This is a genomic window from Streptomyces boetiae, assembly GCF_031845405.1.
Taxonomy (GTDB): domain Bacteria; phylum Actinomycetota; class Actinomycetes; order Streptomycetales; family Streptomycetaceae; genus Streptomyces; species Streptomyces boetiae.
Map to the genome: position 1 here is coordinate 161491 of NZ_JAVREN010000008.1, position 13140 is coordinate 174630.

General features: G+C 74.9%; 12 protein-coding genes. 2 read left to right on the forward strand and 10 right to left on the reverse strand.

Annotated features, from left to right (window positions below; all coding sequences use genetic code 11):
• Positions 1-24: 24 nt before the first annotated feature.
• The 9 genes from RM780_RS08310 to RM780_RS08350 all read right to left on the reverse strand — a co-directional run bounded on the left by RM780_RS08310 (position 25) and on the right by RM780_RS08350 (position 8658).
• A complete protein-coding gene (locus RM780_RS08310) occupies positions 25-1662 on the reverse strand; it encodes a hypothetical protein (RefSeq protein WP_311629905.1) in 1638 nt (545 codons plus the stop codon).
• Entirely contained in the window at positions 1652-2236 is a 585-nt protein-coding gene (locus RM780_RS08315; protein ID WP_311629906.1) for a DUF6114 domain-containing protein, read from the reverse strand. The genes RM780_RS08310 and RM780_RS08315 overlap by 11 nt, the downstream gene beginning before the upstream one ends.
• Positions 2237-2377: 141 nt before the next feature.
• Positions 2378-3001 carry a DUF6230 family protein gene (locus RM780_RS08320; RefSeq protein ID WP_311629907.1) on the reverse strand — a complete coding sequence of 208 codons (624 nt, stop codon included), beginning with the start codon at positions 2999-3001 and terminating at the stop codon, positions 2378-2380.
• Between the two features lie 463 nt (positions 3002-3464).
• Entirely contained in the window at positions 3465-4454 is a 990-nt protein-coding gene (locus RM780_RS08325) for a tetratricopeptide repeat protein (RefSeq protein WP_311629908.1), read from the reverse strand.
• A gap of 95 nt (positions 4455-4549) precedes the next feature.
• Complete coding sequence (locus RM780_RS08330) at positions 4550-6250, reverse strand: acyl-CoA mutase large subunit family protein (RefSeq protein ID WP_311629909.1); 1701 nt, start codon at positions 6248-6250, stop codon at positions 4550-4552.
• A gap of 74 nt (positions 6251-6324) precedes the next feature.
• Positions 6325-6666: a DUF3817 domain-containing protein gene (locus RM780_RS08335; RefSeq protein WP_311629910.1), complete on the reverse strand. Its 342-nt coding sequence runs from the start codon at positions 6664-6666 to the stop codon at positions 6325-6327.
• A 19-nt stretch (positions 6667-6685) separates the two neighbouring features.
• Positions 6686-7216: a MarR family winged helix-turn-helix transcriptional regulator gene (locus tag RM780_RS08340; protein WP_311629911.1), complete on the reverse strand. Its 531-nt coding sequence runs from the start codon at positions 7214-7216 to the stop codon at positions 6686-6688.
• Positions 7217-7237: 21 nt separating this feature from the next.
• Positions 7238-8095, reverse strand: a complete 858-nt coding sequence (locus tag RM780_RS08345; protein WP_311629912.1) for a hypothetical protein — start codon at positions 8093-8095, stop codon at positions 7238-7240.
• Positions 8092-8658 (reverse strand): SigE family RNA polymerase sigma factor, encoded by a 567-nt coding sequence (locus RM780_RS08350; RefSeq protein WP_311629913.1) that lies wholly within the window; start codon positions 8656-8658, stop codon positions 8092-8094. The genes RM780_RS08345 and RM780_RS08350 overlap by 4 nt, the downstream gene beginning before the upstream one ends.
• A 144-nt stretch (positions 8659-8802) precedes the next feature.
• On the opposite strand from RM780_RS08350, the gene RM780_RS08355 reads away from it, so the two are divergent.
• Together RM780_RS08355 and RM780_RS08360 are read left to right on the forward strand one after the other, a co-directional pair.
• On the forward strand, positions 8803-10062 hold the full coding sequence (locus RM780_RS08355; RefSeq protein WP_311629914.1) for a lipid II:glycine glycyltransferase FemX: 1260 nt from the start codon (positions 8803-8805) through the stop codon (positions 10060-10062).
• A 38-nt stretch (positions 10063-10100) separates the two neighbouring features.
• Complete coding sequence (locus tag RM780_RS08360) at positions 10101-11177, forward strand: glycoside hydrolase family 6 protein (protein WP_311629915.1); 1077 nt, start codon at positions 10101-10103, stop codon at positions 11175-11177.
• A gap of 16 nt (positions 11178-11193) precedes the next feature.
• Here RM780_RS08360 and RM780_RS08365 read toward each other — a convergent pair whose 3' ends face one another.
• Positions 11194-13140, reverse strand: a complete 1947-nt coding sequence (locus RM780_RS08365) for a radical copper oxidase GlxA (RefSeq protein ID WP_311629916.1) — start codon at positions 13138-13140, stop codon at positions 11194-11196.

The following is a 13140-nucleotide window of genomic DNA, read 5'->3' on the forward strand; positions in this document are numbered from 1 at the left end:
CGGTTCCGGGCCACTCTGCGCGCGTCACTCCGGGCGCGGAGTCGGCCCGTCCTGCGTGATGTAGACCTGCATGCCCGGAATCGTCAGGGTCCCGCCGAACTGGCCCGCCTGGGTGACGGACACATCCGTGAAGTGGGCCAGCGGGATGTCCAGCGGCGGCTCGTGCTCGGGGTCGAAGACGATCGGGATGACGCCGAAGAGGTTGCCCGCCAGGCGCTCGGTGTACATCGTGACCGGCCCGTCCCGGAAGGTGGAGTTGGAGCCGGGGGCCGCCTCCACGTGGTTGCGCAGGCCGCCGGGCGCGTCCACGGTCTGGTGCAGGTCGCCGATGTCGACCATCTCGGCGGTGAACTTCAGCACCTGCTTGACCGTGCCGTCCGCGGTGGTGACGTTGACGACGCCGTGGTAGTCGAGGCCGCGCAGGGTGAGGTAGCTGGCCTCCAGGTACCAGGGCTGGTTCGGGAGAACGACCGGGGTCTGTTCGTCCGTTCCGGCGACCCGGCGCTCCTCCGGGCAGGGGAACGGCTCGCGCCCCTCCGCGTCGGGAGCGAGCGGGTCCGCCTCGCCGGGGGCGTTGTCCGCCGCCTCGCCGGTCTCGTCGGTCGTCTCCTCGCCGGCGGCCTCCCCGGGGGCGCCGTCCGCGGCCCGGCCCTCCTCCTGCTCCTCGGCGGGCTCGTCGGCCGGGTGCTCCTCGCGGGCGGCCTCCGCGCCGCCGGCGGGGGCCGGGTCCTCGTTCTCGTCCTCGGGGGCGGGGGGCGGCTGCTCGCCGCTCGCGCCGTCGTCCCCCGACCCGGCGCCCTCTCCCTCTTCCCCGCCGTCCCCGCCGTCCCCGCCGTCCCCGCCGTCCGTGCCGTCCGACCCGTCGGTGCCCTCGGGGTCCTCCGCGCCCCCGTCGGCCTCCTCCGGGTCCTCCGTGCGGTCACCGGGGGTGATGAGGTCGATCAGGCCGCCGACCAGGTCGGCCAGGCCCTGGCCTATGCCCAGCGGGTCCAGCGGGTTGCGCGGCTCCTCGGCCGCGTCCTCGCCGGTCTCCTCCTCGCCGGTGCCCTCGGCCTCATCCTCGGCGGGAGTCTCCTGCCCGGGCTGCTCCCCGGCCGTCTCCTCCGCGGTCCTCCCGGCGGTCTCCCCGGCCGTTTCCCCGGAGGCGCGGCGTTCGTCCTCGTCCGCGCCGTCCCCGGCCGTGTCCTCCCCGGTGCCGGCGGAGGCGTCGCCCTCCTGGGCCCTGTCCTGCTGCGCGGCGGTGTCCCCGCCCGTCTCCCCCGCCCCCTCCGGCGCGTCCGCCCCGTCCGTCGGCTCCGCCTCGCCCGGCTCCCCCGCCTCGTCCGTGGCGGACTCTCCGGGAGCCTCCTGCGGCGTCCCCTCCTCGCCGGCGGCGGTGTCGCCCGTGGCCGCGTCCTCGGTGATCTCGATGCAGGGGCCGTCCTGGAAGGGGTTCTCCGGCGCCGGGTCGGCCTTGGCCAGCGGGGAGGTGAAGCCCACCCCCAGCAGCGCGGCCGAGGGCATCGCCGCCAGGGCGATGGCCTTGCCCACCGGCATGTGCAGCCGGCGCAGCAGCGACCTGCGGGGCGCGGAGTGGCGCGCGCCGCCGTTCTCGCGGCCGTGCCCCTCCTCCTCGGGCCACTCCTCCTCGGCGGCCGGGGTCGCTATGTCGTCACTGGGCACGATGCTTTCCCTTCCCCGGATCGCCGGCCGGCTCCGGCGCCTCGGCGTCCGCGGCTGCCGCGAGCGGCGCCGTGGTCTCCGGGCCGTGCGCCGGCCCTTCCCCGCCCTGGGCGGTGCCCGCGGCCGTCGTGCCGTACGTGCCCGCGGCGCCCGCCCCGGCGGACCCTCCGTCGCCGGGTGCCCAGGCGACGCTCATGGCGCCGCCGATGAGGGCGAGGAAGAAGCCCATGAGAAAGCCCCCGAAGTTGGAGACGATCAGGGAGACCAGGGCCAGGAGGATCGCCGCGACGCCCGCGAATATCCGGACCTGGGGCTGGAACCATATGGTCAGCCCGAGGACCGCGAGCAGGCCGGCGATGACGAGGGACCCCGCCCCGGCCGTGGTGGCCATCCGGATGGTGAGGTCGCCGAAGTTGACCCCCCGGTACGGGAACCACGCGATGGGCGCGGAGGCGATCATGGTGAAGAGGCCGGCCCAGAACGGCCGCCGCCACCGGAAGTTGCGGAACGCGATGCGTCCGCGGGTGAACGGCGAGGCGGTCGTCCTGACGGAACCCTCGATGTTGGTGCTCACAGCACGTACTCCCCTGGTGGCGCGTTCGTTGGCGGGATGCACGATACGGCGGCGACGCCGCGAGGCGGCATGTCGGCCGGTGTCCCGGGACGGCGGGGTCTGCCAGCCCTTTCGTCCCGGGCTTCCGGCGGCTTCACTCGGTCAGAAGCACTCGGCGTCGTCACCTCGGGACAGGCGCAGGCTGAGGTCGGTCAGCCGGAACGTGCCCGCGGACGTGGCCCACGCGGTCTGCTCGACGTCGGACAGGTAGGCGTGTTCGGCCTGCTGCGCGAAGGAGCCGGGCACGGTGCTGTTCTCCGGCAGGTCCATGCCCTCGGTCGCCTCGTCCACGCTGACGCCGATGTCGATGTTGGAGAACACGGCGTCGGCGTCGAGCTGCGCGATGTCGATGAAGAGGTTCTCGGCGTGCACCGGGTTGTCCGGGTCGCTGCCCGCGTTGATGCGCATGGTGACCTCTCCCAGGAACGGGACGCCCGGGATGACCACGGACTGGCAGAGGTTGACGATGTCGGCGCTGTCGAAGGCCGAGACGACGACCGGCTGCGGGCCCTGGCCGGAGGGGCGGACGAGCGAGCCGTACTGGACGAGGCCGTGGCCGTCCAGGCTGTCCGCCGACACCTTGAATTCCTGCCCGGAAACCGCGAACGACGCGGCGAGCGCTCCCTGGGCCAGGGCAATGCCTATGGCGGCGGTGGCGGCCACACTGGGCACCATCACCAGCCCGAACCGGCGCCATCTGGTGCCGCCGCGAGCCTGTGACTCCATTGACTTTCCTCCTTCTCGGACGAACATCTCCCTGCGCCTCGCCCGACGGTCAGCGAGCGTCCGGCGCCCGGGGAGGAGAAGCGCGTGCCCCCGGGCTGCTACCCCGGGAACAGCCACCGGCCGCAGCCGCGGCCGTTTGCATCGGAAACAGGCCCCGCGTTACCGGCGGGTACCCCCCTGCTCCGAAGGCCGATGCGTGGCGTCATCGGCTGCGCCGATCGTGGTGCATCTCACCGCGCGACACAAGAGGTTCGTTACTTGCGGGTAATGAGAATGAAGCGGAGGACGGGTAGAGATCACTGGAATCACACGCTCCGTCCACCGTTTCACGGGGGTCACAAGGTCACCAATCGGGCGTAATGCACCGAAACTCTCGGGCCTCGTGACCCCAGGTAACGGCGACCCCGTTTACCAAGATTTGGCAAAGCGGGGTCGCCCTGAGTGCGCGGATTTATCAGCCGGGTCAGAAGAGCACCCTGGCCAGGGCCGTGCGCGCCGCGGAGACCCGGGGGTCGTCCGGGCCCACGACCTCGAACAACTCCAGCAGGCGCAGGCGCGCGCTGTCCCTCTCCTCCCCCGCCGTGCGCTGCACAGTCGCAACGAGTCGCCCGAAGGCGTCCTCGACGTGCCCGCCGACCAGGTCCAGGTCCGCCACGGCGAGCTGCGCGGCCACGTCGGCCGGGCGGTCGGCCGCGTCCTTGCGGACCCGCTCGGCGTCCATCGCCTGCACCCGCTCCAGGAGCTGCGCCTGGGCCAGCCCGAGCTTGGCCTCCTCGTTGGCCGGCTCGTCGGCCAGGACGTTCCGGTACGCCTGAACGGCCCCGCCGAGGTCGCCGGCGTCCAGCGCGGCGTGCGCGGCGGCCAGGGTGGGGTTCTCCGGCGGGGCCGGGGGGCCCGGCTGCCCGGCCGCCGCCGCGGCGGCCTGGTCCGGGTCGACCTGGAGGCCGGTGATGCCGAAGCGCTGCTCGGCCGCCGCGATGAGCTGGTCGAGCACCTGCCGCACCTGCGGCTCGGGCGCCGCGCCCTGGAACAGCGGCAGGGCCTGCCCGGCGATCACCGCGAAGACCGCGGGGATGCCCTGCACGCCGAACTGCTGCGGGAGCACGGGGTTGGCGTCGATGTCGATCTTGGCGAGCACGATCCGCCCGGCGTACTCCTGGGCCAGCCGCTCCAGGATGGGGCTGAGCTGCTTGCACGGCTGGCACCACTCGGCCCAGAAGTCGACGACGACGGGCACCTCGGCGCTGCGCTGGAGCACCTCCTGCTCGAATCCCGCCTCGTCGACGTCGATGACGAGCTGGACGGCCGGGGCGCCGCCCGCCGGCTGCTGCCCGCCCGTCGCCTGCGCGGCCCGCTGGGCGCGGGCCTGCTCGGCCTTCTGCTTGGCCTCGGCGGCCGCCTTCACCGCGGAGAGGTCGACGGCTCCGCTCATGGACATGTTGCGTGGCTGCATGGGACCAGTCTCCCCCTTCCGGCCCGGCTTCCGGAACGCGCCCGGCCTCCGGGCCGGCGAGGGTGAGGGCCGGCCGCGGCCCGCGCGCGGGGGCCTCAGAAGCCGGGGGGCTCGGTGTAGGTGCCCCACTCCTCGCGCAGGAGGCCGCAGATCTCGCCGAGGGTGGCCTCGGCGCGGGCGGCCTCCAGCATCGGGGGGACCGTGTTCGCGCCTGAGCGGGCCGCGGCCAGAAGCGCGTCGAGGGCGGCGCGCACCCGCCCCTCGTCGCGGGCGGCGCGGCGTTCGGCCAGGACCCGGCGCTGCTCGCGCTCCACCTCGTGGCTGACCCGCAGGATCTCCAGGTCCCCGGTGACGGAGCCGCGGTGGACGTTGACCCCGACGACCCGCTTCTCCCCCTTCTCCAGCGCCTGCTGGTAGCGGAAGGCGGACTCGGCGATCTCGCCGGTGAACCAGCCGTCCTCGATGCCGCTCAGCAGCCCCGAGGTCATGGGCCCGATGGGGTGCTCCCCCGTCGGCACCGCCCGGCGCCCTCGCTCCAGGATCCGCGCGAAGGTCTTCTCGGCCTCGGCCTCGATCCGGTCGGTGAGCTGCTCGACGTACCAGGAGCCGCCCAGCGGGTCGGCCACGTTGGCGACGCCGGTCTCCTCCATCAGCACCTGCTGGGTGCGCAGCGCGATCTCGGCGGCGCGCTCGCTGGGCAGGGCCAGGGTCTCGTCCAGGGCGTTGGTGTGCAGGGAGTTGGTGCCGCCCAGGACCGCGGCCAGCGCCTCGACGGCCGTGCGGACGACGTTGTTGTACGGCTGCTGCGCGGTGAGGGAGACGCCGGCGGTCTGGGTGTGGAAGCGCAGCCACTGGGCGCGTTCCGAGGTCGCCCCGTAGACGTCGCGCATCCAGCGGGCCCAGATGCGGCGCGCGGCGCGGAACTTGGCGATCTCCTCGAAGAAGTCGAGGTGCGCGTCGAAGAAGAACGACAGGCCGGGCGCGAAGACGTCGACGTCCAGGCCGCGGGAGAGGCCCAGCTCGACGTACCCGAAGCCGTCGGCCAGCGTGTACGCCAGCTCCTGCGCGGCCGTGGCCCCGGCCTCGCGGATGTGGTACCCGGAGACGGACAGGGGCTTGTAGGCCGGGACGTGCTCCGCGCAGTACTCCATCAGGTCGCCGATGAGGCGCAGGTGGGGCCCGGGGGCGAAGAGCCACTCCTTCTGCGCGATGTACTCCTTGAAGATGTCGGTCTGGAGCGTGCCGTCGAGCGCGGCGAGGTCCGCGCCCTGCCGCTCGGCGGCGACCAGGTACATGCAGAAGACGGGGACGGCCGGGCCGCTGATGGTCATCGAGGTGGTGACCTCGTGCAGCGGGATGCCGCGGAAGAGGACCTCCATGTCGGCGGCGGAGTCCACGGCCACGCCGCAGTGGCCGACCTCGCCCAGGGCGTGGGGGTCGTCGGAGTCGCGGCCCATCAGGGTCGGCATGTCGAAGGCGACGGACAGGCCGCCGCCGCCCGCGTCGAGGATCATGCGGTAGCGCTCGTTGGTCTGCTCGGCGTTCCCGAAGCCGGCGAACTGCCGGATCGTCCAGGTCCGGCCGCGGTAGCCCGTGGCGTGCAGGCCGCGGGTGAAGGGGAACTCCCCGGGCCAGCCGATGCGCTCGAAGCCCTCGTACCGGTCGCCGGAGCGGGGTCCGTAGACGGGCTCCACGGGGTCGCCGGAGAGCGTGGTGAAGTCGGCGTCCCGGGTGCGGGCCGCGTCGAAGCGGGCCTGCCAGCGGCGGCGGCCCGCGGTGATGGCGTGTGCGTCCATGCCCCCAATTTACTTGGACGTCCAAGTAAATGTCGAGCGAGGACCCCGCCCGCGCGAGGCGGACGGGGCGAGGGCTACGCCTTGACGGGCTCGGCCTCCTGGCCGGGGGCGGCCTCGACCAGCGGCAGCGTCTCGGCGGTGACCCGCCGCTCGACCCAGAAGGCCAGGAAGGGAACGGTGCCCGAGACGAGCACGCCCAGCAGCTTGCCGAACGGCCAGCGCGCCTTCTGCCCCAGGTCGAAGGCGAGCACCAGGTAGACGATGTACAGCAGGCCGTGGACCTGGGACACCGCCAGAGTGACGTCCTCGCCCATGTCGAAGCCGTACTTGAAGACCATGCAGGTACACAGGACCAGCAGCATCACCGCGGTGACGTAGGCCATGACGCGATACCGCGTGAGCACACTCCGCTTCATGCCGCCCGAGCCTATCCGGTCATTCGGGGCGATCTTCCCCGGGCCCCGGCTCGAAGTCCCGGGCGGCCACCCGCAGCGGGCGCAGCAGCGCGAAGATCTCGCGGCACTCGTCCCCGTCGTAGGCGCCGAGCCCGAACTCCGCGGCCATCAGGTCGCGGGTGGCCGCCTCGCACACCCGCCGTCCCTCGTCCGTGATGGTGGCCAGGGTGCCGCGTCCGTCGTTCGGGTTGGGCCGCTTGGTGACCAGGCCGGAGCGCACCAGGCGGTCCACGGTGTTGGTGACCGAGGTCGGGTGGACCATCAGCCGCTCGCCGATCTTGGACATCGGCAGCTCGCCGGCCTTGCTGAACGTCAGCAGCACCAGCGCCTCGTACCGGGCGAAGGTCAGCCCGTAGGGCTTGACGACCGCGTCGACCTCGGCGAGCAGGATCTGGTGGGCGCGCATGATCGAGGTGATCGCCGCCATGGACGGCGCGGGCCCCCAGTGCCGGGTCCACAGCTCGTCGGCGCGGGCGATCGGGTCGAAGTCAAGGCTGAGCGGCTTGGGCACGGCTGCGACCCTACCGGCCGGTCAGCGCGCGGGTGAGGGGGTTTCGACGATTGGGCGGCAGGGGCCGCCGGTGGCCAGCAGCTCGGTCAGGCAGAGGGCCGTCGGGTCCGGGGCATCGCGCGGCAGGGCCCACTCCTCGTCCCCGGCGAACGACCCGGGCAGGGGCGCGGCGGTCAGCAGCAGGGCCAGCCGCGCGCCGTCCCGGACGACGTAGAGCCGGCCGTCCCATATCCCCAGCGAGCCCAGGTCCAGGACGGCGTCCGGCGGCACGGACAGGTCGACCGTCCCCTCGCCGCGATCGGCGGTCCGCGCGTTGAACGCGCAGGCGGTCCCGGGCGCGACGTCCGGCTGCACCAGCCACGCCTCCGCCACGGCGGCCTCCGTCTCCGAGTCGAAGCGCAGCAGCCGGTAGTCGGCGACCGCGCCGGCCCGGCCCTCGTAGCCCTCCTCCGCCTCGGTCTCCCGGGCCGGGGGGGCGCCCGTGCCCGTCAGGCCGCAGTGCTCGCGCAGGGCGTGCAGCACCGGGTCGGCGGCCACGTCCCGGCCCGCGAGGCGCCACGCGAGCTGCTCGGGCCGCGGCAGCAGCCCGGGCGGCGGCACGGGCCGGGGGCGTTCCGTCTCGGCCGGCGTGGCCTCGCCGCCGTGGGCGGGCGGGACCGTGACGGGCGGGCCGGGCCAGGAGCCGAACTGCCAGGTCGCCAGCGAGATCAGGGCCACCGCCGCGGCGGAGGCGGCGGCCGACGCCCGGCGCCGGGCCCGGCGCCGCTCGCCGCGCCGGCGGGCCGCGGCGGCGCCCGCCGCGGCCGGCGGGGCCAGGGCCTCCGCGTGCCGGGCGAACTCCGCCAGCCGCCTGTCCAGGTCGTCCAGGGGGTCGGTCATCCGGAACGCACGCCTTTCTCGCTCGGGACGGGCCGCGCCCGCGCCGGGGGACGGGGGCCTTCCTCGGCCAGCCGTTCGCGGAGGGCCTTGCGGCCACGGCTGAGCCGGGCGCGCACCGCCTCCTCGGACGCGCCGGTCTCCCGCGCCACCCGGGCCACGGGGAGGTCGAGCAGGTGGTGCAGGACCACGGCCGTGCGCTGGGCGGCGGGCAGCGCGCGAAGCGCGGCGACCAGCGCGACGTGGTCGGGGGCCAGGGCCGCGGCGTTCGGCGGCGGGCCGTGCCGGAACTGGGCCCGCAGCCGGTTGCGGGCCTTGCGCCAGGAGCTGACCGCCAGCCGCAGCGCGACCGTGCGCACCCAGGGCAGCGGGTCGCCCTCGCGGGCCAGCCGCGCCCAGCGCTGCCAGGCGCGGGCGTACGCCTCCTGCACGGCGTCCTCCGCCTCGGCCGGGTCGCCGGTCAGCGCGCAGACGGCCGCGACCAGGCGCGGGGCGGTGGCGGCGTAGAAGGTCTCGAAGCCCCGCTCCCCCTCCTCCGCCCGGTCCCCCTCCGCCCGCTCTCCCACGGAGGGGGAGTCTGCCCGCGCCGGGCCCGCCCGGGAAGCCGCCCGCACTGTCGCGAATCTCTCTGTCACCTCCGGCGGCCCCCGGGCGTGGTGGAGGGCGAGCGGGTTCGTCCGGGCCCGCTCGCACCGACCGAGGAGAAGCGCATGCCCGGGACGACGACCCCGCCGGCGCCGCCGCGCGGCGAGCCGCACGCCACGAGACCGCCCGCCGCGCCGACCGCACCCGCCGCGCCCGCCCAGCGGACCGCGCAGGCCGCGACGCCGCGGCTGGTCGGGCTGACCCCGGCCGAGCACCTGGCGTTCCTGCGCGGCTGCCGGGACCGGTCGGACGCGGGCCTGGGCCACGTCAGCTTCCTCCAGACCCCGGCCTGGGCCCGGGTCAAGCCCGGCTGGCGGGCCGAGAGCCTGGGCTGGCGGGAGGGCGAGCGGCTGGTGGGCGCCGCGCTGGTGCTGCGCCGCGAGCTGCCGGGGCTGCGCCGCTCCTTCGCCTACCTGCCCGAGGGCCCGGTGATCGACTGGGCCTCCCCCGGCCTGGCGGACCGGCTCGCGCCGCTGCTCGCCCACCTCGCCGACCGGGGCGTGTTCGCGGTCCGGATGGGCCCGCCGCTGGCGTACCGGCGCTGGTCGGCGCGCACCCTGAAGGCCGCCGTCGGCCCGGGCCGCCGCGTCACGGACGTGCTCGCCGACCGCGTCGAGCCGCTGGGCGCAGCCGTGTCGGAACAGCTCCGCGCGGCGGGCTGGCAGCGCTGCGCCGAGGAGGGCGGCGGGGACGCGCAGCCCCGGCTGGTGGTCGAGGTGCCGCTGGCAGGGCGTTCCCCCGAGGACCTGTGGGCCGGGCTGAACCAGGAGTGGCGGCGCAACGTCAAGCGGGCCGGGCGCGCCGGCGTGGAGACCGCCGAGACCGGGGCGGCGGACCTGCCGGCGTTCCACCGCCTGCTGGGGGTCACCGAGCGCCGGGACGGCTTCCGGCTCGGCCGCACCCTGGAGTACTACCAGCGGCAGTACGCCGCGCTGAACGAGGACCGGCCGGGCGCCATGCGGCTGTTCACGGCCCGGTGGAACGGCGAGGTGCTGGCCGCGCACACCCTGCTGCACTCGGCCGACGGGGCGCGGGCCTGGTACCAGACCGGGGCCTCGTCCGACCATCTGCGCGAGGTGCGGCCGAGCAACGCCCTCCAGTGGCGGCTGCTGCGGGAGGCGCACGCCCGGGGCGCCTCGGTCTACGACATGCGCGGGGTGCCGCAGACCCTGGACCCGGACGAGCGGCCGTTCGGACTGCTGCGCTGGAAGCTGGGCACCGGCGGCGAGGTGGTGGAGCTGGCCGGGGAGTGGGAGCTGCGGCTGGACGGGGCGGTGAACCGGGCGCTGCACCGGGCCGTGCGCGGCTACCTGGCGCGGCGCTGATCCCGGACGGGCACGCACCGTCGTGGCACGATGACGCCATGTACGGCTGGCACGCGCCCTCCCCCACGCCTCCCCGCCCCTCCGCGCCCTCCCCCCGGCACCCCCGGCGCCGGACCGTGCTGGCCGCGGCCGGGTGCTGTGTGCTCCTCGGCCTCGGCTGCTCCCCCGGGTCCGCCGGGGAGGACGGCGGCGAGGACCCGCCGGCCGAGCGGGCCGCGGAGGCGGAGGGCGAGTTCTGGGTGGACCCGGACAGCCCGGCCGCGCGGCAGGTCGCGCAGTGGGAACGCCAGGGGCGGGCCGAGGACGCGCGGGCGCTGCGCCGGATCGCGGACCGGCCGATGGCCCACTGGCCCTCCGGGGAGCGCGACCCCAGCCCGCAGGTGCGGGCGGTGACGGAGGCGGCGGGCGCGGAGGGGCGGACGGCGCTGCTGGTGGCGTACAACATCCCGCACCGCGACTGCGGCCAGTACTCGCGCGGCGGCGCCTCGGGGGCGGAGACCTACCGGCAGTGGCTGGGGTCGTTCGCCGAGGCCATCGGGGACGCGCGGACCATCGTGATCCTGGAGCCGGACGCGGTGCCGCACACGGCGGACGGCTGCACGGCCCCGGTGTACGTGGAGGAGCGGTTCGCGCTGCTGGCCGAGGCCGTGGAGCGGCTGAAGCGGCAGCCGAACACGCGGGTCTACCTGGACGCGGGGAACCCCGACTGGATCGAGGACCCCGGCCGGCTGGCGCGGGCGCTGGAGCGCTCGGGCCTGGAGGGCGCCGACGGGTTCGCGCTGAACGTCGCCAACTTCCAGACCACCGAGGCCAGCACGGAGTACGGGCGGGAGCTGTCGGAGCTGCTGGGCGGGGCGCACTTCGTCATCGACACCAGCCGCAACGGCAACGGCCCCTACGAGGGCACGGACGAGCCCTGGTGCAACCCGCCGGGCCGGGCGCTGGGCGCCGCCCCGACCGCCGAGACCGGCGACCCGCTGGTGGACGCCTACCTGTGGATCAAGCGGCCCGGCGAGTCGGACGGCGAGTGCCGGGGCGGGCCCCCGCCGGGGCAGTGGTGGCCGGAGTACGCCCTGGCGCTGGCCCGGGGGGAGGAGGAGGGCTCGGGCGAATAGCCCCCGGGCCGGCGCCTCAGTCCTTGGCCAGCCCCTCCCCGATCTGGATCCACCTCGCCTCCGAGGGCGTGCCCTCCTCGTCGCTGACGAAGAGCATGTACCAGCCGGGCGGCACCAGCGCGGGGTCCTCGGGGAGGGTGAACGACACCCCGCCCGCGCCGCGCCGCACCTCAAGCTGGAGGGAGCGCTGCTCCACGTCCGTGGTGTGGGTGACCGCGCTGGGGCGCATCAGCCGCGCCTCGGCGATCCGGCCCGACTGCCCGGTCGCGAAGGTGACGGTCTCCCCCGGCGCGGCCCGCTCGGGGCCCTCGCCCAGCGCGGGGCGCCGCTCCTCGCGGCCGTCGTGGAGGTAGGGCGGGGTGTAGACCTCGATGCGCTTCTCGAACTCGCCCATCCGCGTGTTGTCGGCGTCCCCGAACAGCGGGTCGGAGCCGAAGGTGGCCACCCGCCCGTCGGGCAGCAGCAGCGCCTCGGAGTGGTAGTTGCGGCCCACGGTGGGGTCGGCGGCGGGCCGGAAGGAGTTGGTGGCCGGGTCGTAGAACTGCGCCTTGAGGATGTCGCTGTCGCCCCGGCCCCGGTAGTCCTCCGAGCCGCCCGAGGTGAAGACCGTGTCGTCGGGGAGGATCACGCTGCTGAGGTACCGGGTGCCCTGGGGCAGCGGGGGCCCGTCGCGGTAGCGGGGATTCTCCTCGGTGAGGTCGATGATCGCGGTGCGCTCGGTGGACTCCTCGGACTCCCCGACCCCGCCGCCGCCCAGCACCATGAACCGCTGCTCCTGGGCCGGGGGCAGCAGCAGGGAGGCGGAGGTCTCGAGCTGGTCGGCGTCGCTGAGGCCGCCGACCTCCGTGAAGGTGTTGGACTCCAGGTCCCACAGGCCCGGCTCGCGGCCCTCGTCGGCCGGGCCGTAGCCGGCGTTGGAGCCGGTGTAGAAGATCTCCCCGCCCTGGGTGAGAAAGAGCGCGGGGTAGGTGGGGAAGTAGCGCTCGGGGCCCTCGGACCAGGTCTTGGTCTTCGGGTCGTAGATCTCGTTGATGCCCGGGACCACCTCGCCGACCTCGTCCAGGCCCGAGACGGTCAGCACCCGGCCGTCCGGGAGGGCGGTCAGCGTGGGGTACCAGCGGGCCTCCTCCATCCGGGCGACCGGCACGTAGCGTTCGGCCTCCGGGTCGAACTCGAAGGCCGCGTCGATGCCCTGGAAGTCCTGGTCCTCCAGCGTGAGCTGCCCGGCCATGCCGTAGAGGTCGCCCGCGTCCTCGGCGCTCAGGCCCTCGATGGAGTACTGCGCGGGCTCGGTCGCGACACCGGCCTCGCCCTCCTCGACGGCGGTGACGAAGACCCGGACCTCGCTGGCCGTGACCTGGACCTCGCCGCCCACGACCTCCTTGGTGGCGGGCGGCACGGTGACGGCGGCCTCGGTGACGTACTCCCGGCCCTCGGGCGAACGCAGGCGGGTGCCCTCGGGGAACTTACGCCGCCGGTCGGGGTTCTCGTTCTTGATCAGCATCGGCCCGCCGGCGTGGGTGACGGCGTCGCCCAGGACCTCGTAGCGGGCGGTGCCGCCGGCCACGAGGAGGCGGCCGTCGGGGAGCTGGGCGTGGCCGGCGCAGAACAGGTCCTCGGGGGTGGGGACCTCGGTGAAGGTGTTGTCCTCCGGATCCCACAGGACCGTCTGGAAGCTGCCGGCGTCGAATTCCTCCTGCTGGTTGCCGGAGCCGGCGATCAGCAGGACCTTGCCGGTCCGCAGCAGGGCGGCGTGGATGGCGTTGGTCCGGTACTCCTCGGGTATGTCGATGACCTCCCAGGAGCCGTAGCGCGCCATGTACTCGGGGCGCGAGACGCGGTACTCGTGCAGGCGCTCCTGCGCGAAGCTGAGCGCGGCGGGGATGTTGAGGCCGGCGAGCAGCAGGGTCACCCCCGTGCCGGCGGCGGTCTTCTTCATGCGGCTGCTGGGTCGGTATCGCAT

Bases quoted from the DNA above. Each gene is read 5' to 3' on its own strand.
- RM780_RS08325 (WP_311629908.1), bottom strand. From the start codon at position 4,454: ATGCAGCCACGCAACATGTCCATGAGCGGAGCCGTCGACCTCTCCGCG.
- RM780_RS08320 (WP_311629907.1), bottom strand. From the start codon at position 3,001: ATGGAGTCACAGGCTCGCGGCGGCACCAGATGGCGCCGGTTCGGGCTG.
- RM780_RS08330 (WP_311629909.1), bottom strand. From the start codon at position 6,250: ATGGACGCACACGCCATCACCGCGGGCCGCCGCCGCTGGCAGGCCCGC.
- RM780_RS08355 (WP_311629914.1), top strand. From the start codon at position 8,803: ATGCCCGGGACGACGACCCCGCCGGCGCCGCCGCGCGGCGAGCCGCAC.
- RM780_RS08365 (WP_311629916.1), bottom strand. From the start codon at position 13,140: ATGCGATACCGACCCAGCAGCCGCATGAAGAAGACCGCCGCCGGCACG.
- RM780_RS08345 (WP_311629912.1), bottom strand. From the start codon at position 8,095: ATGACCGACCCCCTGGACGACCTGGACAGGCGGCTGGCGGAGTTCGCC.
- RM780_RS08360 (WP_311629915.1), top strand. From the start codon at position 10,101: ATGTACGGCTGGCACGCGCCCTCCCCCACGCCTCCCCGCCCCTCCGCG.
- RM780_RS08335 (WP_311629910.1), bottom strand. From the start codon at position 6,666: ATGAAGCGGAGTGTGCTCACGCGGTATCGCGTCATGGCCTACGTCACC.